Genomic DNA, 20,267 nt, shown 5'->3' on the forward strand with positions numbered 1-20,267 from the left:
GACGCCGTCGTCGACGGTGCGGCGCTTTCGGTTCGAAATTTTATACTCGTGTGAACCATGTGTTCGAATACCAATGGCCTCAGATACACTCGCTACGTTCGAGTCGTCGCTCGCCGAGTACGACGTGCCGGTGACCCGCGTCGGCCGAGCGGCCGTCGCATCACAGGTGAACGACGTCGTGGAACCGCCAGCGGTCGGCGTCGCACTGGAGGAGACGTTCGCCGACGACGCGTTCTCGCTCGCCGATACCGACGTGGTCGTAGACCCCACCCCGGTCGAACTCAGGGAGGCAAGAACGGGGGTGACTGGTGCGCGTCTCGGCGTGGCTGACTACGGGACGGTCGCGCTCGAACAGACCGACCGCGGGAGCGAACTGGTGAGTCTCTTCGTCGACACCCACGTCGTCGTCGTCCGTGAGACAGACCTCGTCACCGAGATGGAGACAGCTATCGAATCGCTGGGGGACGAGATAGACGAATCACGGGGAAGCGCGATACTCGCGACCGGCCCGAGCGCGACGGCTGACATGGGCGCACTCGTCCGCGGGGCCCACGGGCCGAAAGACGTCAGAGCCATCGTCGTCACGGAGGACGCCTGAATGTCGAGAGTCGACGACATCCGCGACCTGATGCGGACCGAGGGGGCGGCCATCGCAGCGAACACGCAGGGGTTCAACGAGGGCCGGTACGCGTCGGTGGCCGACCTCGAAGACTACGAGGCGCTCAAAAGCGAGGCGAGAGCCATCAAGGAAGACGCTATCGAGCGGTTGCCAGAACTCGTCGACCGACTGGAGACGTCCGTCGTCGAGAACGGCGGCACGGTGTACGTCGCCGAGGACGCCGCGGACGCCAACGAGTACATCCGGTCGGTCGTGGCCGAGCGAGACGCCTCCCGCGTGGTCAAGAGCAAGTCGATGACCAGCGAGGAACTGGAGGTCAACGAAGCGCTGGAAGCCGACGGGGTGGACGTCCTGGAGACGGACCTCGGCGAGTGGGTCCTCCAGTTGGCCGAGGAAGCGCCCTCCCACATCGTCGCGCCGGCTATCCACAAGTCCCGGGAGTCCATCGCCGACCTGTTCAACGAACTGTTCGATCCCGAGGAACCGCTGGAGACGGCCGAGGAACTGACGATGTTCGCCCGCGAGAAACTGGGCGAGCGCATCGTCGACAGCGAGGTGGGCATCACGGGCGCGAACTTCCTCGCCGCCGAGTCGGGGACGATGGCGCTCGTAACGAGCGAGGGCAACGCACGGAAGACGGTGGCTGCGACGGACACCCATATCGCCGTCGCCGGCGTCGAGAAAATCGTCCCGAGCGTCGCCGACTTCCAGCCGTTCGTCGAACTCATCGGTCGCTCGGGTACCGGACAGGACATCACCTCCTACGTCTCGCTGTTGACGCCGCCGGTCGAGACGCCCGCCGTCGACTTCGCGGACGACGAGACGCCCCTCTCTGCGTTCGCAAACGACCGGGACTTCCATCTGGTCCTCGTCGACAACGGCCGGCTGGCGATGCGCGAGGACGACGACCTGCGGGAGACGCTGTACTGCATCCGCTGCTCGGCGTGTGCGAACTCGTGTGCGAACTTCCAGAGCGTCGGCGGCCACGCCTTCGGCGGCGAGACGTACTCGGGCGGCATCGCCACCGGATGGGAGGCCGGCATCGAGGGGCTCGACACCGCCGCCGAGTTCAACGACCTCTGTACGGGGTGCACCCGGTGTGTCAACGCCTGCCCGGTCGAGATAGATATCCCGTGGATCAACACGGTCGTTCGGGACCGCATCAACCGCGAGGGAGAGCGACCCGCGGAGTGGCTGGTCGACGGGCTGACGCCCGACGCGGAAGCCGACGGCGCCCCACTCCAGAAGCGCTTTTTCGGCAACTTCGAGACGGTCGCGAGACTCGGGAGCGCAACCGCGCCCGTCTCGAACTGGCTGGCCGACACGCAGACTGCGCGGTGGCTCATGGACCGGGTGCTGGGCGTGGACCCGCGCCGCGACCTCCCGCAGTTCCAGCGTGAGACGCTCGTCGAGTGGTTCGCGAACCGGGCGTCGACTGTCACGGACCCCGTGAGACGGGCCGTCGTCTACCCGGACCTCTACACCAACCACGTACAGGTCGAGCGGGGGAAAGCGGCCGTCGAAGTCCTCGAAGCGCTCGGCGTCGACGTCGTGGTGCCCGAGGTGTCCTCAAGCGGCCGGGCCCCGTTCTCACAGGGAATGGTCGCGACGGCGACGGACCACGCCGAACGAGTCTACGAGGTGCTCTCGCCGCACATTGCGGACGGGCGGGACGTGGTCGTCATCGAACCGAGCGACCACGCGATGTTCGTCTCCGAGTACGAGAAACTGGTCGACGAGTCTACGTTCGAGACGCTCGCGAAGCACAGCTACGAGGTCATGGAGTACGTCTACGGACTGCTCGAAAGCGGTGCGGACGAGGGGGGATTGGCTGCCGTCGACGTCGAGGAAATCGCCTACCACGCCCACTGCCAGCAGCGGACGCTCGGCCTCGAAGCCCACACCGTCGCCGTCCTCGAACGGCTGGGCTACGACGTAGTCACCTCCGACGTGGAGTGTTGTGGCATGGCCGGGAGTTTCGGCTACAAGAGCGATTACTACGAACTCAGCATGGACGTCGGTGACCGATTGGCCGCACAACTCGACGCCGAGGGCGTCAGTGAGCGACCGGTCGTCGCCAGCGGCACCTCCTGTCTCGAACAGATCGACGCCCTGCTAGAGCGCAAGCCCCGGCATCCCGTCGAACTGCTGGCGCCAAAAAGTGGTGGTGCAACCGGATCGCGGCCTCAGTAGTTCAGGTACACCGTCTTCGAGAGGGTGTAGAAGTCGAGGCCGGCGTCACCCTGTTCGCGGTACGTCTCGCTGGAGGAGTCTTTCATCCCGCCGAAGGGGACGTGGAGCTCCAGTCCGGTCGTCTTCTCGTTTACCTTCACGACGCCGGATTCGGACTCGGCCACGAAGTCGTGGGCCTCCGTGAGGTCCTGCGTGACGATGCTCGCCGAGAGCCCGTACGGGACGCCGTTGGCGACGTCGAGGGCCTCCTCGTAGCTGCTGACGGGGAGCACTGCGAGGACGGGGCCGAATATCTCTTCCTGTGCGATGCGCATGTCCGGTTCCACGTCCGAGAACACCGCCGGTTCGACGAAGAAGCCGTCGCCGACGTCGACCGCGTTGCCGCCGGTTTCGAGCGTCGCGCCCTCCGATTGGCCGACGTCGACGTACTCCAGCGTGCTGTCGAGTTCGCTCTGGTTGACCTGCGGGCCCATGTCCGCGCCGTCGAGGCCTGGGCCGACCTCGATGGCCTCGGCGGCTTCGACGACGCCCGAGACGAACTCGTCGTAGACGTCCTCGTGGACGATGGCCCGGGAGGTGGCCGTACAGGCCTGCCCGGTGACGCCGAACGCGCCGCTCGCGGCGATGTCGACCGCCGCGTCGACGTCCGCGCTGTCCATCACGACCACGGGGTTCTTCCCGCCCATCTCTAGCTGGACGCGCTTGCCCGTCTCGTTGGCCTGTTCACCGACGGTGTTTCCGACGGCGGAACTGCCGGTGAAGGAGACGGCGTCGACGGCTTCGTGCGTAGTGAACGTCTTGCCGACGGAGCGGCCCGGTCCGGTAACGAAGTTGAGGGCGCCGTCTGGGAGGCCGGCCTCGTCTAGACACTCGACGAGTTTCCGGGCGACGTTCGGCGCGGCGGAGGCGGGCTTGAAGACGACGGTCGTTCCGGTGGCCAGTGCCGGCGCGATCTTCCAGGCCGGAATCGCGATGGGGTAGTTCCACGGCGTGATGAGGCCGGCGACGCCGACGGGTTCGTTCACCGTGTACAGCGTCGTATCTCGACTGCTAGAGGACTTGACCGTCCCGCCGATGTCGCTGGCCTTCGCCCCGTAGTACGAGAAGATGTCGATGGCGCGCTGGACCTCACCGGCCGCTTCGGGCCGGGCCTTCCCCTCCTCGCGGACGAGCGTCTCTGTCAGTTCGTCCTTGCGCGCTTCGAGCGCCTGTGACGTGGCCCGCAGAATCGCCCCGCGCTCTGGCCCCGGTGTGTCGGCCCACTCGTCGCTCGCGGCCGCCGCGGCCTCGACGGCCCGTTCGGCGTCCTCGACGCCGGACTGTTGGAACTCCCCGACCACGTCGCTCCGGTCGGCGGGGTTGCGGTTCTCGAACGTCTCGCCCGTCTCGGCGGCTACCCACTCGCCGTCGACGTAGTTGTGGTACGTTTCGGTCATCGAATTAATCGACACGCCGGGGCTACGAGAAAGTTTTGGTGGGGCCACCGGAACCGACAAGAACCTCGGGCGTGCAGTAGCTACGTATGCGATACTATCGCACAGTCACGGACGGACAGCCACGGCTACTCGCCCGTGCGGACGACACTGCCTACGACCTCACTGCCGCCCGGTCGAGCGTGACGTCGTTCACCGACCTCGCACACGTCGCCGACGTCGCTGGGGTAGTTGTCGACGACGTGGCTACGGGGCTGTTCGACGACGCGGCGGCGGTCGAACCACCCGACGCCGCCGACTGTACCGCTCCGGTCGTCGACGAGGTGTGGGCCGCCGGCGTCACCTACGAGATAAGCGAACAGGCCCGAGAGGCCGAGAGCGGGATGCCCGAGATGTACCTCGACGTCTACGAGGCCGAGCGGCCGGAGATATTCTTCAAGGCGACGCCCTCGCGCGTGGTCGGTCCGGGCGAAGCGGTCGGCATCCGTGGCGACTCCGAGTGGGACGTCCCCGAACCCGAACTCGGCATCGTACTCCACGATGGCGACGTCGTGGGCTACACGGTCGGCAACGACGTGAGCAGTCGGTCCATCGAAGGTGCGAACCCGCTCTACCTCCCGCAGGCGAAGATCTACGACCGCTCTTGCTCGCTCGGCCCATGCGTCGCGACGCCAGACTCCGTCGGCGACCCACACGATCTGGAGATGACCATGACCGTCGAACGCGACGGCGAGCGACAGTACGAGGGGGCCACCTCGACCGGTGAGATGGTTCGTACCTGCGAGGAACTCGTCTCGTTTCTCACGCGTCACAACAGCATTCCGGAGACGACGGTGCTACTGACCGGAACGTCGCTCGTCCCCGAAGAGGGGTTCACGCTCCGACCGAGCGACCGCATCGACGTCGACATCGAGGATATCGGCCGCCTCTCGAACACAGTGGCGACCGTCTGACTCCAGAGGCGCATCCCCAGTCGCCCATCCGGCGGACACTCCCGACACGCCGACCGATTTTCGTGGTCGCTATCCGGACGGGCGAGACAGTTGTTCCACTCTGGGGAACACGGCGACGGCCAAGGAAAACGGATTACTCTCGGTATTATAACAGACGTACCTGTGTTATGCGGTCGGCCGACGGGCCGGGACAGGGACGCTACGCCGCGTTCACTTCGACTGAACAGCCGGACGGCGAAAACCCGTTATGACTCCGTCGCCGGGATGAACTCGAACTGTGTCGCCCCTCCGATGGCCCCACCGCCGCTTACTCGGGCCACAGTGAGTGTGACGTCGGTCGTCGTCCCGCATCCGTCGTTGACTACCTCGTCCCACTTCTCGCCGGCGGAGACGGGGCCCTCCTTCGACCGGCGGAGGTAGCGCTGGAACGTCTCGTCGCGTAGCGACGACGCTACGTCGGCCGAACCGGTCGATCTGTACGTCAGCGTGACCACGTCGGCGTCGTCGTCCATACCATTCCTTGGCATTCCGAGCAGAAAAACGGGTCGGCCGGTTCCGGGGAACCGCCGTTCAGGTACGCGGAACACCACTTCGCTCGACCCGACTCACCACGACGTGATTGTCACGTCTTTCAGCGGGCGGTCCAGCGGGATGGACACTTGGCCGCCGGTGTAGTGCGAAATGTAGAACCCGGCGATGATCTCCAGCGACCGTGTCGCTTCCTCGCCCGTCGACGGGTTCGGTACGTCCCCGTCGAGGACCGAGACGATGTCGCCGGCAGCGTTGGCAAAGGCGTCGCGGTAGTCCTCGTCCCACGTCCACGCGCCCTCGATTCCCGGGAGTGGCTCCTCGACGTGGTCGCCGTCCTCTAACCGCCAATAGCGCCACTCGCCGTCGTCGTTGTTGAGGTAGAGTTTCCCCTCGCTCCCGATGAACTGCAGCGTCATCGAGGACTCCGCCCGCGGGATGGTGCAGTCGATGGTGACGAACGTGCCGTCGTCCATCACGACGAACCCGCCGCCGCCCGCATCGTCGACCCGTTCGGCCGCTTCCAGTGAGTCGACGGCCTCGTTCTCGCCGGTGATGTATCCCGAAACGGTGTCGGCCCGGTCGTCCAGCAGGTAGACGAGGGTGTCGAGCAAGTGCGTGGAGTTGCGCAGCAGTTCCATCCGGAACTGGGTCGCGACGGAGCGCACGTCGCCGATGATGTCCTCGTCCTGCACGAGATCGCGGAGTCGCTGGAGTTTGGTCGTGAACCGGAACGAGTGGTTCACGAGCAGTTCGGTGTCGGTCTCCGCGCAGACGTCGACCATCTCCTCGGCGTCGGTCACCGAGGAGGCGATGGGTTTCTCGCACCAGACGAGCGACGGGTCGGCCGCCGACCGCGCCGCGTCGACGACGTGGTCCGCGTGCAGATACGACGGGGTACACACCGAGACGACGTCTAGGTCCTCGGCGTCGAGCATGGCCTCGTGGCCGACGTAGCGCCGATCCGGGGGAATGTCCCACGCCTCGCCGAAGCGGTCGAGTTTCTCCTCGTCGACGTCGGCCACCGCCACGAGTTCGAGGCCCTCGGTGGCGTCGTACCCGCCCGCGTGGCTCGCTCGGACCTTCTTCCGTCCGATGTCTGCCTCGTCGTGCATCCCGAGGATACCCATTCCGGCGATACCGCCCGTTCCGATGATACCGGCTCTGTATGTCATCTCACTCGTAGGTGTGGAGGCTTCCCGTTTGGTTGGCCTCGATGTAGTCCCAGTCGTAGTCGACGCCCAGTCCCGGGCCGTCCGGGACTTCGACCATACCGTTCCCGTCGACGGTCTCCAGTTGGTCCTCGTACTCCCCGGCGTAGATGGGCGCCGTGGTGTTGGGCGCGTCGGGGTGGACCAGCGCCATCTCGTAGTAGTTGGTGTTGCGGATGGCCGCGATGCAGTGGCGCTGGGCGGGGCCGGGCGCGTGGAACTCCACGTCGAGGCCAAATCCTTCGGCCACGCTCGCGCGTTTCATCGCGCCCGTGATGCCGGCGTCGTACTCCGGGTCCGCCCGGAGGAAGTCCGTCGCCTCGTTGGCGACGAAGTCCGTCGCCGGTTCGAGGCCGCGGACGTGTTCGGTCTGAAGGAGTGGGGTGTCGAGGGCCTGTCGCAACTTCCGGTGGCCGTGCTGGGAGATGCCGCCGTCCCGATACGGGTCCTCGTACCAGAAGAAGCCCACCTCGTCCAGCGCGCGGCCGAGTTTCAGCGCATCGGCGAACGTCTCCAGTTCGCAGGCCGGGTCGTGCATCAGGTCCATCTCGTCGCCCACGCGGTCGCCGACGGCGTGGACCGCGGCTATCTCTCTGTCGAGGTCACGTGACCCCTCGCTGCCGCCCCAGCCGTGAATCTTGAACGCACCGTAGCCCAGTTCCAGACACTCTTCGGCGAAGTCCGCGAAGGCCTCGGGCGTGTCGAGACCGCCGTTCTCGTCGCCGTGGTACGTCGACGCGTAGGCGGGGAACTTCGTGCGGTAGGTGCCCAACAGTTCGTGGATGGGTGCGTCGTGGTACTTCCCGGCGAAGTCCCACAGCGCGATGTCGATGGGGCCCATCCCCATCCGGTCGTACTTCCGGAGCGCTCGCTTCATCTCGCTCCAGTGTTTCTCCCGCTTCAGGGGGTTCTTCCCGACGAGGTAGTTCGCGAACGTGTTGATCTGGGCCGCGCCCGGCGAGTTCCCGCCGACGTACTCGCCCGTACTGTCCTCGTCCGTGTGAATCTTGAGGCCGAACAGCTTTCGCTCGGTCACCGATCCGGGTTCGTAGACGAGGTTGAACCCGTGCTGGTCGGTACCCACGTCCTCGATAGGATAGGAGAACTCCACTGACTCGATGCTGGTAATCTCCGGAGCCATAGCAGTATCATGAGAGACCATCCCAATAAATCTGCGTGCTTCCACGGGCGATTGCCGGGTCGGGAGCGTCCGACCGCGAGGTCGACGTCTCGTCGCGATGGGGCCTACCGGTGGATTCTTGACGGTATAGCGAGACGATTACTGTGTCATGGTAGGGCATACCGAGTACGACTACGCCGGCGAGTCCGCGATCGTCACCGGGTCGACGAAGGGCATCGGCCGGGGCATCGCGGAGGGACTCGCCGACGCCGGGGCGAACGTCGTCGTCAACGCGCGGGACGAGGTCGACGTGACTGACGCCGCCGACGAACTCGACGAGCGAGGGCCGGGTGACGCCATCGGCGTCGCGGCGGACGTCGGCGACCCGGGGGCTCTCGAACGGCTCGTAGAGGAGTCCATCGACGCCTTCGAGCAAATAGATTTGCTCGTCAACAACGCCGCCATGTGGCCGCGCGAGGAGTCGCTCGTCGAGGCGACGCTGGACCAGTGGGACACGACGATGAACGTCAACGTCCGGTCGCAGTACTACGCCGCGAAACTCGTCGCCGAGCACATGATAGCCGAGGATATCGAGGGCTGTATCGTCAACCACACCAGTCAGGCGGGGGACCGGCGTACCGGCCCGTTCGGCCTGTACGGCATCTCGAAGACGTCGATAAACGGCCTGACGTGGCGGATGGCGCAGGAACTGGCCGATCACGGCATCCGGATGAACGCCATCTCGACGGACGTCACAGAGACGGCCCAGACCCGCTACGAGGCCGAGATGGAAGCGAGGGACGACCCCGACCGGACCACCGAGGAGATTCTCCGCGAACGAGGCGAGAAGCGGCCACTCGGTCGACTCGGTCAACCCGAGGACCTCGCGGACGCGGTGTTGTGGCTGGCCAGCGACCGGGCCGACTACGTCGTCGGCGACGTCCTCAGAGTGAGCGGCGGGGGGAATCTGGAGTGATTCGATGCGATTCGTAGACACACACACGCACACGTGGGGTCCAGACACCGAGGAACTGCCGTGGTCCGCCGAACTCCTGCCACCGGGATGGGAGGGGGCCTACACCGTCCACGACCTGATAGCCGACATGGACGCCGCCGGCGTCGAGGAGAGCGTCATGGTCACGACGCCGCTGTACGGCCGCGGCGTGCGCGCCAACGAGTACACGATGCGCTCCATCGAGGCCTCTCCAGACCGCCTGTGGGGCGTCGGCCTGATGGACTTCTACGGTGACCCCGAACAGGTCCGTTCGGCCCTCCGCCGCGTCGTCGGCCACGACCGGATGCTCGGCGTCAGGATGCACGCCTGTCTGGCCTACGAGGAACACTCCTCGGAACTGGACCGGACCGCCGACTGGATACTCGACGACGCGCTCGAACCCGTCTGGGACGAGGCGGCCACGCAGGACACCTCGATATTCGTCTTCCCCAAAGCCGAGCAGATTTCGATGCTGGAGACGCTCGCGGAGCGGTACCCGGACGTGCAACTCGTCGTCGACCACATGGCCTACCCCGACGAGACGACCGATCCGAGTGAGGCACCGTGGACCGACTTCGAGTCGCTGGCCGACAACGAGAACGTCGCCGTCAAGGTGAGTTCGCTCCCCCGGTCGAGCGACGAGTCCTGGCCCTACGAGGACCTGTGGGGGTACGTCCGACACCTCGCCGACTGGTTCGGTACCGAGCGACTGATGCTCGGGTCGGACTACCCGTGGATGGACGACTGGGCCGACTACGAGGCGTGTCTCTCGTGGGTCGAGGAAGTCCCGTTCCTCTCCGCGCGGGACTACTCGTACATGGCCCACCGGACCTTCGAGTCGGTCCACGAGACGTAGACCAGTTACTGCCCCTAGATGTTTATCCCGCGGCGGCGAGTCACACGGGTATGTCCCCGACGATAGAGTCCATCGACGTCATCGAATTCAGCTACGCCTTGCCGGACGTGGGCACGCCGCCGGGCGGGTTCGACGTCGTCTACGACCCCGGCAACACGATGGAGCGGCGCCTGTTCGGGGTCAGAGTCGACGTTAGTGATGGACTAACTGGCGAGTACGTCGGGAGCAATTCGCCCGGCGCCGCCCAGATAAACACCGTCGCTGACTACCTCATCGGCCGTGACCCGACGCGGCGCGAACACCACTGGTCGGAACTGAAACGGGCGCTCCGGAAGTACGACCGGATGGGTATCGGGCCGCTGGACATCGCGCTGTGGGACTACGCGGGCCAGAAGCACGGCGCACCGATTCACGAGTTGCTGGGGAGCTATCGCGAGCGATTGCCGGCCTACGCGTCGACGTATCAGGGCGACCGGAGCGGAGGGCTGGACTCCCCCGAAGCGTACGCCGACTTCGCCGAGACGTGTCTGGAGATGGGGTACCCGGGGTACAAGGTCCACGGCTGGGACGGCGACTGGCGCGACCCGGACCTGCTCGAAGCGACGGTCCGCGCGGTGGGCGAGCGAGTCGGCGACGAGATGGACCTGATGGTCGATCCGGCCTGTGACCTCGACACCTTTGCCGAGGCCCTGCAGGTCGGACGGGCGTGTGACGACCACGGCTACCTCTGGTACGAGGACCCGTACCGGGACGGCGGCATCTCCCAGCACGGCCACCGGAAGTTGCGACAGGCGCTGGACACGCCCCTCCTCCAGACCGAGCATATCCGCGGGCTGGAACCCCACACCGACTTCGTGGCGACGGAAGCGACGGATTTCGTCCGGGCGGACCCGGAGTACGACGCCGGCATCACGGGGGCGACGAAGATTGCGAACGTGGCCGAAGGCTTCGGGTTGGACGTGGAGTTTCACGCGCCCGGTCCCGCCCAGCGTCACTGTATCGCCGCGACGCGGAACGCGAACTACTACGAGATGGCGCTGGTCCACCCCGACGCGCCGAACACGACGCCGCCGGTGTACGACGGCGGCTATCGCGACGACATCGACGCCGTCGACGACGCGGGGACCGTGCCCGTTCCAGACGGCCCGGGACTGGGCGTCGACTACGACTGGGACTACATCGAGGCCAACGAGACGGGCCGGCGGACGTACGAGTGACGGGAACCGCGGCACTCAGACGTCGGCGGTCTGTTCGTCGCGCTCTTCCTCCGGCATCCCGCCGACCATCCGCTTGACTATCTCGTCCTGATCGAAGTCGGTGGCGTCGATGATGCCGGCGCTCCGGCCCTGATGGAGGACGTGGATGCGGTCGGCGGCCCGCCTGATGTAGTCGAGGTTGTGCGAGATGAGGACGATGGAGATACCCTGCTTTTGCATCCGGTCGATGAGTTCGAGGACACGGTCCGCCCCCTCCACAGAGAGGGCGCTGGTCGGTTCGTCCATGATGACGATTTTCGGGTCAGAGAGGAGCGTCCGCGAGATACTGACGAGTTGGCGTTCGCCGCCCGAGAGGTTCGACACTTTCTCGGCGACGTCGACGTGGATTTCGAGGTCGTCGAGCAGTTCCTGTGCGCGCTTGCGCATCGCCGGCTTGTCGAGGACGCCAAAGAGGGTGTCCGGACCGGAGACCGCCTCACGGCCGAGGAAGATGTTCTGCGTGACGGTGAGGTTCCCCGCGACGGCGAGGTCCTGAAACGTCGTCTCGATACCCAGGTCCTTCGAGACGCGTGGGTTGGGAATCTCGACGACCTCGCCGTCGACGCGGATCGTCCCCGAATCCGGCTGGAGCGCTCCGGCGAGACACTTGATGAGCGTCGACTTCCCGGCACCGTTGTCGCCCGCCAGCGCGAGAATCTCGTTACGCCGGAGCCGGAACGTGACGTCCTCCAGCGCGACCACCTCGCCGAACGTCTTCGTGATACCCTCCATCTCGACGATGTGGTCGTCGCCGCTCTGTGTGGCCTCGGCCATGCGTGTGAAATGTCGGTGGGGCAATAAAATAGTTCGCCCCGTCACGGACCGGGGTGACAACGGCCGCCCCACTGTCCGAAACTGTCAACTGTCCCAAAGACATAATATCGCGTCGACAGAACCGATACGGCATGGCGCGCACGGCCGTCGACTTCGGCGCTGCCCGGGAGCAGGTGACGCTCGAACAGGTGAGCCAGTACGGACCGATCATCGGCCTCGTCGGCCTGTACGCTGCGTTCACCCTGTTGAACGACCGATTTCTCACCGTCGGCAATCAGGTGAACGTCCTCCAACAGGTGTCGATAATCGGTATCATGGCTATCGGCGTCACCTTCCCGATTCTCTGTGCGGAGATAGACCTGAGCATCGCGCAGGTGATGGAGGTGTGCGGGTTGACCATAGCGACGCTCGCCGTGGGCGCCCGGCTTTTCGAAGGGGTCGTCGTCCCCGTCCCTGCGGCCATCCTCGTCGGCGTGTTGCTGGGCGCGACGTTCGGCGCGGTGTCGGGGTTCGTCACCGCCCGCTTCGGCGTCCCCTCGTTCATGACGACGCTGGCGATGCTGTTTCTCGCCGACGGCCTCGGCCTCATCGTCTCGGGGAACCGGCCTATCATCGGGTTACCCCCATCGCTGACCGGACTCGGCGGGTCGAGAGTGTTCGGTTTCCCGAGTATCGTCATCGTCTTTCTCTCACTGCTCGTCTTCTCGCAACTGCTCCTCTCGTATACGAAGTTCGGCCTCTACATCTACGCCATCGGGGGCGACCGCCAGTCTGCCGAGCGCATGGGCATCAACGTCCGACTCGTGCGCCTCGGAACGCTCGTCATCTCCGGCGCGTTCGCGGCTATCGCCGGACTCGTGACGCTTGGCCGCCTCGGGAGCGCCATCCCGACGATGGGGTCCGGGCTCTTGCTCCCGCCGATCGCAGCGGTCATCCTCGGTGGCGCCAACCTCTTTGGCGGGTCCGGCAACATGGTCGGGACGCTCATCGGCGTCCTCATCCTCGGCATCCTCCAGAACGGCCTGAACCTCATGGGCGTCGGCCCGTCGGGACAACTGGTCGCGCAGGGCATCGTCCTGATGCTGGCCGTCCTCGCGAACGTCGTCGGGCAGGAGTAGATATTGATAACTGAAATATAATTCCTTCTCATCGATACTTCTTTGATGCGGGGGTTCGAACCGTGTGAGTGTATGCCAAGAGACATTCCCAGACGACGGTTTATCCGTACCAGTGCTATCGCAGGGACGGCCCTCATCGCCGGTTGTGGCGGCGACGGTGGCGACGGTGGCGGTGACGGCGCCACCGGAACGACCGAGACGACTGGCGACGGCGGCGACGGTGACGGCGACGGCGGGACCGAAACCGAAGAGACGACGCAGTCGACAGACGTGCCGTCGGTCGCACTCTCCGTCCCGTCGCTCGAGTTCACCTTCTTCGCCCGGATGCAGAACGCGTTCGACGCGGCCAAGAGCGAGGGGACCATCGCCTCGGATTCGACGTTCTACGACGCCGGCAACTCACAGAGCACGCAGGTCTCGGACGTCGAGACGGCCATCTCGAACGAGGTCGACCTCCTGCTCATCTCGGCACTCACGGCCGAGGGCGTCATCAGCGCCATCCAGCAGGCCAACGACGCGGGTATCCCCGTCGTCGCTATCGACCGCAACGTCGCCGAGGGCGACACTGTGAGCTACGTCGCCTCCGACAACGTCCAGCTCGGCCGTCGGTCGACGGAACTGTGTCTGGGTTTCATGCAGGAGATGGCGGAAAAAGACACCTACAACGTCCTCCAGTTGGAGGGGACGCCCGGAGCGAGCGTGACGAACGACCGGGGAGAAGGGTTCAGCAACGCCGTGAGCAACAACGACAGTCTGAATCGCCTCGCCAGTCAGACGGGCGAGTTCTCCACGCAGAACGCTCTGAACGTCATGGAGGACTTCATCACGCAGTACGGCGACGAGATAGACGGCGTGTTCTGTCAGAACGACCTGATGGCGCTCGGTGCGCATCGGGCACTTCAGAACGCGAACATGTCGGTCCCCGTCACCGGTATCGACGGCACCGAGGCGTGGGTCCAGTTGTTCTCGGACAACCAGTACTACGGGACCATCGCGCAGTTACCCGAGGAGATGGTCAACACCGCCATCGAGACGGGGAAGGCCCACCTCGCCGGCGAGGACGTACAGGAGACTGTCGTCATCGACGGGCTGGAAGTCACGCAGGACAACGCCGCCGACTACCTCGGTCAGTACTTCGGCTGACGCGTCCGGTTTCCCCGCCGCACCGGGGTCGCTGGCCGCGGTAGTCGCTTACTAACCGGGGTGTACTCGCCACCTGATACCGACACCACACATGACACAGGATACGATTCACGCGACGTGGGGAGATTGGCTCGCCGCGGAGATAGCGCAGGCCGAACCCGACGGCGTCGCCGTCTGGTACCTCGGCTGTAACGGGTTCGCGCTGAAGTCGGCGACCACGACGCTGTACGTCGACCCGTACTTCGGCGACGGCGACCCGCCGAAACTGATTCGGATGATCCCGGTGCCGATGGACCCCGCCGACGGAGCGGCCGACGCCGTCCTCGTCACGCACGAACACATCGACCACATGCACCCGCCCTCCTACGGGCCGCTCCTCGACGACGGCGGGACACTCTACGCCCCACGGGCGTCCTACGATTCGCCCGACTACGAGGGCGACCTGCGAGTCGGGTCTGGCAAGCGGTCGGTCGTCAGCGAAGGCGACTCGTTCGCCGTCGGCGACTTCACGGTCCACGTCCGGGACGCCGACGACGGCGACGCCATCGAACCGGTCTCCTACGTCGTCGAACACGACGCGGGGACGTTCTTCCACCCGGGCGACAGCAAGCCAGCAGCGGCATTCGAGCGCATCGGTGACGAATTCGACGTCGAACTCGGCGTCCTCGCGTTCGGGTCCGTCGGCCGAATCCACCACACCGGGGACGGAGAGACCAGACCGACGAAGTGGTACATGACCGAGAACGAAGTCGTCGAGGCCGCAAACGCCCTCCAACTGGACCGACTACTCCCGTCGCACTTCGACATGTGGAAGGGCGTCAGCGGCGACCCGAAAGCCCTGCACGAACACGTCTCGTCGTACCGGTATCCCCGTGAACTCGAAGTCGTCAGAATCGGCGACCGGGTCGACCTCGGGTCACCGGGCGTCGTCCCGCCGTCGACGCACCGCTGAGTCGCTCATCCGAGTTCGACCGCCCGCCCGTCCTCCGCCGCCTCGTAGACGCCTTTCAGCGCCCGGATGTCGACGAGTCCGTGTTCGCCGTCGGCGTACGGGTCCTCGCCCGTCAACAGGCAGTGCGAGAAGTACTCGAACTCCTCTTCCATCTGGTCGCTCTGCTCGAAGGAGACGTCGATGTCGGACCCGCCGTGTGAGACGTGGAGTCGCCGCTCGTCCCACGGGTAGAAGGCGGGTTCGACGCGGACTTCGCCCTCCGTGCCGGTCACTCGGACGTGACTCGCCATCGTGGCGTTCTGACTGGCGGTGCAGACGGCGAACGTGTGGTCAGGGAAGTCGACCTGGAAGGCGGCGTGTTCGTCCGGGACGTCCGCGAACTCCTCCTGTACCGACGCGACCGACCCCTGCACGCGCACCGGGTCGGCGTCGAGCAGGAACCGAGCGGTGTTCAGCGAGTAGATGCCGATGTCCATCGTCGCACACCCGCCGGAGAGCTCCCAATCGAGACGCCACTGGTCCGGGTCCGGGACGAGTTCGAGGATGGGTTCGCTCATGTTGCCGTGGACGAACACCGGGTCGCCGACGTAGCCCGCCTCGATGACGTCTCTCGCCCGCCGAATCGCGGGCTCGGTGTGCATCCGGTAGGCGATCATCAGCGTCACGCCGTGTTCGTTGCAGGCAGCGACCATCTGTTCGGCCCGGTTGATCGTCGCCTCCATCGGTTTCTCACAGAGGACGTCCTTGCCGAGTTCGGCGGCGCTCTCCACGAACGGGAGGTGGCGCGCGTTCGGCGTGACGACGTAGACGGCGTCGTAGGCCTCGCTGGCGGCGCCGTCGTGGAACTCCTCGTAGGTGATGGCGCGCGCGACCGTTTCGGAGGTGTCCGCGACCGACACGGCTTTCTCGCGGTCGCCGCTGACCAGCACCGTCGTCTCACAGAGGTCCCCGGCGGCGACGGCCGGCATCGCCTGCTCCCGGGTCCACCACCCGAGCCCCACCATCGCGAACCGGATGGGGTCGGCCGTCTCGGTCACCTCTTGCCAGTCGCGTCGGTCGAACGCCTCGGTCAGCGCGGTCAGTTCCATAGAGGACGTTTAATCGCGGTGACAAAAGAGCTACCGGCGGTCCGGGGGCGGGACTACTCGGTGACGGCCTCGGCGATGTCCTCGAACGCCCGCGTGAGGATAGCACCGTCGACGCCGACGGCGACGTACTGCGCCCCGGCATCTATCCACTGCCGAGCCATCTCGGGGTCGTCTGCGTACGTCCCGACGACTTTCCCCGCGTCCACGGCCCGGTCGCACACGTCCTGCATCAGGGCTTCGACGCGGTCGTCTCGCACCTGACCCGGGATGCCGAGGGACTGTGACATATCGTACGGTCCGAGGAACAACACGTCGATACCTTCGACGGCAACGATGTCGTCGAGGTTCTCCACACCGCGTTCGCCCTCGATGTGGACGACGACCGCCGTCGTCTCGTTCTGCCGGTCGGTGTAGTCGTCGTCGCCGGTGTAGCCGCCGGCGCGGACGTACGGCGAGAACCCGCGGGACCCGAGTGGATCGAAGCGTGCGTGGTCGACGGCCGCCCGAGCGTCCGCGCCCGTCTCGATCTGCGGAATCTCGACGCCCGCCGCGCCGACGTCCAGCGCTCGCTGTATCTCCGACTCGGAGTTGTTCCGGACCCGAATCACGGGGGCAGCACCCCCGCGCTCGGCGGCCGCACACATGGCGACGCAGGACTCGGCGCTCAGCGGCCCGTGCTCCTGATCGAGGATGGTGAAGTCCAAGCCGGCGACGCCTGCCATCTCCGCGGCCATCGGGGAGTCGATGAGTTGGAACGTCCCGAGCAGCGTCTCGCCGTCCAGTAACCGCGCTCTGAGAGACGGGGGAGCCATACCGTACAACGGATTTCGTGTCACTTGAAGCTAGCTTTTCTCACGGGGGAGGACGGTCGCGACGGCGACAGTGCCGTTCCGCTCAGCCGAACGGTAGTCTCGCTCTACCGAACGCCGTGCGTCGGCTATTCTAACGAAGGTACCTCTGTTAGGTATATATATGCCGAGCCACTGTTTTATGTGCTTCATCTATTTCGGCAGAAACGAACGGCCGACGTCTCGTTCCGTCCGGTGGGGGCGCCTACGAGTACGCCATGTTTATCTCGATGACGTTGGCAGACGAGCGAAGCAGTTCCGGAATCTTCTCGTGGAACAGGTCGCCTTTGATACGGGTCGTCGGTCCGGAGACGCTGAGCGCTGCGACGACGCGTCCGTCCTCCGCGACGACCGGCGCCGCCACACACCGGAGGCCCGGAAGTCGTTCCTCACGGTCGTACGCGTAGCCTCGGTCACGAATCGCGTCGAGTTCCGCTTTCAGTTCGTCCGTGTCGGTGATGGTGTTCTCCGTCCGTTCGGGGAGTCCGTGCGTCTCGATGATTTCGTCGACCCGTTGCTCCGGGAGTTCGGCGAGAATCGTCTTCCCGAGGGCGGTACAGTGGAGTTTCACGCGCTTTCCGGCGTAGGTGTCGACGCTGACCGCTTCGGTTCCCTCGGCACGTGTGATGTAGACGCCCGTCCCGTGTTCCTCGACGGCGGCGTTGGCCATCTCACCGGTCTCTTCGGCCAGTGAGAGCACTTCAGGACGGGCCTTCTCGTAGATATCCATTCGGTTTCGCGTGTACTCTCCGAGTTCGAGAAAGCGCAGGCCGACACGGTAGATGCCGTCCTCGCAGTTAACGTACTCTTCTTCGGTGAGCGTCTGCAAGTGGTTGTGGACGGTGCTCTTTGCGATGCCGAGTTCGTTCGCGACGGTGGTGACCCCCGCCCCATCGAGGCGTTTCAGTTCCTCGATGATTCGCAGCGACGTCTTGGTGGCGTCGATGGTGTTGTTCTGTGTGGCCATAGAACCGCTACGGAACCCTCCCATATAGAGTTGTTCACCACGGCGGAACAGCCGTCCGCTTGTCCGGGACGGTCAGACGGCCCACGGGATCTCGTCGTGGAACTGGCGTATCTGTTCGAACCCGGTCAGCGCCGATACGGCACCTGCCTGCGTCGTGGCGACGGCACCCGCCGCGTTCGCTAGCGAGAGCGCGTCTTCGGCGTCTCGGACACCGTTGGTCAGGGCGGCGATGAACGCCGCGAGGAACGCGTCTCCGGCCCCGGTCGTGTCGACGACGTCGACGTCGTAGCCGGGGTGCCGACCCAATCCGGCTACCGGGCTCACGTCGGTCCCGTAGCACAGCGCCCCCTCGTCGCCCATCGTCAGTACGACGGTGTGTGGCCCGTGGTCGACGACGTCCCGAGCGAGTTGCTCGGGGTCGTCGCGCTCGAACCCGGCCGCGGCGAGGTCCTCGGGCGTGGCTTTCACCACGTCGACGGCCTCCAACGACCCGCGGATGACCGCACGGAACTCGTGGTGGCTCTCCCACAACTCCGGCCGCCAGTTGGGGTCGAGTGACACCGTACAGCGCTCGCTCGCGCGGGCCTGGAGTTCGAGCGTCGCCGACCGACTGGGCTCTACGCTCTCGGTGACGCCCGTCGTGTGGACCCACGACACCGCGTCCAGCGTCTCGTCGGGGACGGTACCGGTCTGGAGACGCGTATCCGCCCCGTCCTCGCGGTAGAAGGTGAACGAGCGGTCACCGGATTCGTCGTGCGTGACGACGGCGAGCGTCGTCCGGGCGTCCGGGTCCGGAACGACGAACTCGTCCGGAATCGTCGAATCGTCGAGGTGTGAGCGCAGGAAATCACCGAAGTCGTCCGCCGCCAGTCGCGTCCAGAACAGCGGTGACGCGCCGATGCGGTCGAGTGCGAGGGCGACGTTCGCCCCTGACCCGCCGAACTTCGGCTGATACCCCCCGGCGTCACTCGGGGGACCCGGCCGTTCGGGAACGAAGTCGACGAGCGTGTCGCCTGCCACGAGGACTGTCGGGTCGGACGTCATGGCACAGGATTCAGCGGCCCCGTACTTATACCGTCCGACGGAACCGGTGATCGTGTCGACGGGGCGACCAGCCCTCTCACGGCCGCCGTCTGACCGCTTCGTCACTGCTCCGGCGTCACTCGTCGATGGGACTGCCCCGGTCGCCCCACGCCGCCTCGAACCCGGCGACGCCTTCATCGGTCTTCGGGTGCGGGACGTGGTCGTCGAGGACATCGGGCGACAGCGTCACCGCGTCGACGCCGGCCTCGTAGAGTGAGACGGCCTGTGTGGTGTTCCGGACGCTCGCGGCCAGCACCTCTGTCTCGAAGCCGTAGGTGTCGTAGATGTGCTGGATTCGCCGCACGGTGTCCACGCCGTCCTCGCCGGCGTCGTCGAGTCGGCCCACGTACGGTGCGACGAACGAGGCGTCGTTTTTCGCCGCGAGCACGGCCTGCTCGATGGAGAAGACTACTGTCGTGCCGGCGGGCACATCCTCGTCACGCAGGCGTGCGAGCGCTTCGAACCCCGGACGGGTCGCCGGAATCTTCGCCACGACGTCGTCGGCCCACTCCTGATAGCCGCGCGCTTCGCGGACAATCCCCTCGACGTCGTCGGCGAGAACCTGTGCAAACACCGGCCCGTCGACGACGTCGGCGATGGCGGTGACCGCCTCCCTGTACCCGAGTCCGGCCGCTGTCACGATAGACGGGTTGGTGGTGACACCGTCTACGACACCAAGTCTCGCGGCTTCGGTAATGCGGTCACGGTCGGCCGTGTCGAGGTAGAGCTTCATACCACGCATATCCTCGATGTGGTAAAAAGAAGCTACCGACACCCGACCACCACCCCGAGTGACGACCGCCCGGACTTTCGTGTAAATATGTGCACAGATACGGCCCAAACAGAAATGAATAATAGTTATGTTTCTCCTGCCCGTGCCAGAATAGGATTACTCTCACAGAAATGTAGTGCGATCGGGTATTTGTTCGCTATCGGAGCTCATCGTCTGTCGCTTTTGTTTCACATCGTCCCGTTCACGACAGAACGCGTTCCGTGCAACCGAGTGATTCACTCCTCGCCTCGGCGGACTCGACTAGTGCTCCGGCCAGTTTCCCGTTCCTGTCGATTTCTTCACTGCGAGTTCGTCTGTCGGAATAGTGTGTGAGTCAAACGCATATTTTCGACAACCTT

At 65.5% G+C, this 20,267-nt stretch carries 19 protein-coding genes; 9 read left to right on the forward strand and 10 right to left on the reverse strand.

The annotated features are described in order from the left end of the window. Positions 1–73 precede the first annotated feature (73 nt). A complete protein-coding gene (locus tag IEY28_RS04185; protein WP_188994805.1) occupies positions 74–598 on the forward strand; it encodes an LUD domain-containing protein in 525 nt (174 codons plus the stop codon). Then, complete coding sequence (locus IEY28_RS04190) at positions 599–2,812, forward strand: LUD domain-containing protein (RefSeq protein ID WP_188994807.1); 2,214 nt, start codon at positions 599–601, stop codon at positions 2,810–2,812. Here the strand turns inward: IEY28_RS04190 and xacF are convergent. Continuing rightward, the gene (gene xacF, locus IEY28_RS04195; protein ID WP_188994809.1) at positions 2,806–4,248 is read right to left on the reverse strand and encodes a 2,5-dioxovalerate dehydrogenase; all 1,443 of its coding nucleotides are present in this window, start codon (positions 4,246–4,248) and stop codon (positions 2,806–2,808) included. The genes IEY28_RS04190 and xacF overlap by 7 nt on opposite strands. Positions 4,249–4,334: 86 nt before the next feature. Here xacF and IEY28_RS04200 point away from each other — a divergent pair, with 86 nt between their 5' ends. Beyond that, entirely contained in the window at positions 4,335–5,198 is an 864-nt protein-coding gene (locus IEY28_RS04200; RefSeq protein ID WP_188994811.1) for a fumarylacetoacetate hydrolase family protein, read from the forward strand. Positions 5,199–5,443: 245 nt separating this feature from the next. Here IEY28_RS04200 and IEY28_RS04205 read toward each other — a convergent pair whose 3' ends face one another. From IEY28_RS04205 to IEY28_RS04215, 3 genes are all read right to left on the reverse strand, one after another. After that, entirely contained in the window at positions 5,444–5,710 is a 267-nt protein-coding gene (locus IEY28_RS04205; protein WP_188994814.1) for a DUF7968 family protein, read from the reverse strand. Positions 5,711–5,803: 93 nt separating this feature from the next. Then, positions 5,804–6,901 carry a Gfo/Idh/MocA family protein gene (locus IEY28_RS04210; RefSeq protein WP_188994816.1) on the reverse strand — a complete coding sequence of 366 codons (1,098 nt, stop codon included), beginning with the start codon at positions 6,899–6,901 and terminating at the stop codon, positions 5,804–5,806. Position 6,902: 1 nt separating this feature from the next. Next, entirely contained in the window at positions 6,903–8,078 is a 1,176-nt protein-coding gene (locus IEY28_RS04215; protein ID WP_188994818.1) for a mandelate racemase family protein, read from the reverse strand. A gap of 148 nt (positions 8,079–8,226) precedes the next feature. Between IEY28_RS04215 and IEY28_RS04220 the strand changes: the two genes are divergently transcribed. Genes IEY28_RS04220 through IEY28_RS04230 form a run of 3 tightly spaced genes read left to right on the forward strand, consistent with a single transcriptional unit; the run spans position 8,227 to position 11,124 of the window. Then, positions 8,227–9,033, forward strand: coding sequence for an SDR family NAD(P)-dependent oxidoreductase (locus tag IEY28_RS04220; protein WP_188994820.1), 807 nt, complete (start codon positions 8,227–8,229; stop codon positions 9,031–9,033). Positions 9,034–9,037: 4 nt separating this feature from the next. Beyond that, positions 9,038–9,907 carry an amidohydrolase family protein gene (locus IEY28_RS04225; protein WP_188994822.1) on the forward strand — a complete coding sequence of 290 codons (870 nt, stop codon included), beginning with the start codon at positions 9,038–9,040 and terminating at the stop codon, positions 9,905–9,907. Positions 9,908–9,957: 50 nt separating this feature from the next. Continuing rightward, positions 9,958–11,124 (forward strand): enolase C-terminal domain-like protein, encoded by a 1,167-nt coding sequence (locus IEY28_RS04230; RefSeq protein WP_188994824.1) that lies wholly within the window; start codon positions 9,958–9,960, stop codon positions 11,122–11,124. A gap of 15 nt (positions 11,125–11,139) precedes the next feature. Here IEY28_RS04230 and IEY28_RS04235 read toward each other — a convergent pair whose 3' ends face one another. Continuing rightward, positions 11,140–11,937, reverse strand: a complete 798-nt coding sequence (locus IEY28_RS04235; RefSeq protein WP_188994826.1) for an ATP-binding cassette domain-containing protein — start codon at positions 11,935–11,937, stop codon at positions 11,140–11,142. Positions 11,938–12,068: 131 nt separating this feature from the next. On the opposite strand from IEY28_RS04235, the gene IEY28_RS04240 reads away from it, so the two are divergent. The 3 genes from IEY28_RS04240 to IEY28_RS04250 all read left to right on the forward strand — a co-directional run bounded on the left by IEY28_RS04240 (position 12,069) and on the right by IEY28_RS04250 (position 15,150). Next, the gene (locus IEY28_RS04240; protein ID WP_188994828.1) at positions 12,069–13,055 is read left to right on the forward strand and encodes an ABC transporter permease; all 987 of its coding nucleotides are present in this window, start codon (positions 12,069–12,071) and stop codon (positions 13,053–13,055) included. Between the two features lie 72 nt (positions 13,056–13,127). Continuing rightward, complete coding sequence (locus tag IEY28_RS04245; RefSeq protein ID WP_188994830.1) at positions 13,128–14,198, forward strand: substrate-binding domain-containing protein; 1,071 nt, start codon at positions 13,128–13,130, stop codon at positions 14,196–14,198. A 91-nt stretch (positions 14,199–14,289) separates the two neighbouring features. Then, positions 14,290–15,150, forward strand: coding sequence for an MBL fold metallo-hydrolase (locus IEY28_RS04250; RefSeq protein WP_188994832.1), 861 nt, complete (start codon positions 14,290–14,292; stop codon positions 15,148–15,150). A 5-nt stretch (positions 15,151–15,155) separates the two neighbouring features. Here the strand turns inward: IEY28_RS04250 and gfo6 are convergent, their stop codons facing one another. The 5 genes from gfo6 to IEY28_RS04275 form a co-directional block, all read right to left on the reverse strand. Then, a complete protein-coding gene (gene gfo6, locus IEY28_RS04255) occupies positions 15,156–16,238 on the reverse strand; it encodes a D-xylose 1-dehydrogenase Gfo6 (protein WP_188994834.1) in 1,083 nt (360 codons plus the stop codon). Positions 16,239–16,291: 53 nt separating this feature from the next. Next, on the reverse strand, positions 16,292–17,050 hold the full coding sequence (locus IEY28_RS04260; protein ID WP_188994836.1) for an HpcH/HpaI aldolase family protein: 759 nt from the start codon (positions 17,048–17,050) through the stop codon (positions 16,292–16,294). Between the two features lie 241 nt (positions 17,051–17,291). After that, the gene (locus tag IEY28_RS04265; RefSeq protein WP_188994838.1) at positions 17,292–18,053 is read right to left on the reverse strand and encodes an IclR family transcriptional regulator; all 762 of its coding nucleotides are present in this window, start codon (positions 18,051–18,053) and stop codon (positions 17,292–17,294) included. 72 nt (positions 18,054–18,125) lie between these two features. Then, on the reverse strand, positions 18,126–19,097 hold the full coding sequence (locus IEY28_RS04270) for a carbohydrate kinase family protein (protein WP_188994840.1): 972 nt from the start codon (positions 19,095–19,097) through the stop codon (positions 18,126–18,128). 115 nt (positions 19,098–19,212) lie between these two features. Further along, the gene (locus IEY28_RS04275; protein WP_188994842.1) at positions 19,213–19,869 is read right to left on the reverse strand and encodes a transaldolase family protein; all 657 of its coding nucleotides are present in this window, start codon (positions 19,867–19,869) and stop codon (positions 19,213–19,215) included. Between the last annotated feature and the right edge of the window lie 398 nt (positions 19,870–20,267).

The organism is Haloarcula pellucida (assembly GCF_014647235.1).
Taxonomy (GTDB): Archaea; Halobacteriota; Halobacteria; order Halobacteriales; family Haloarculaceae; genus Haloarcula; species Haloarcula pellucida.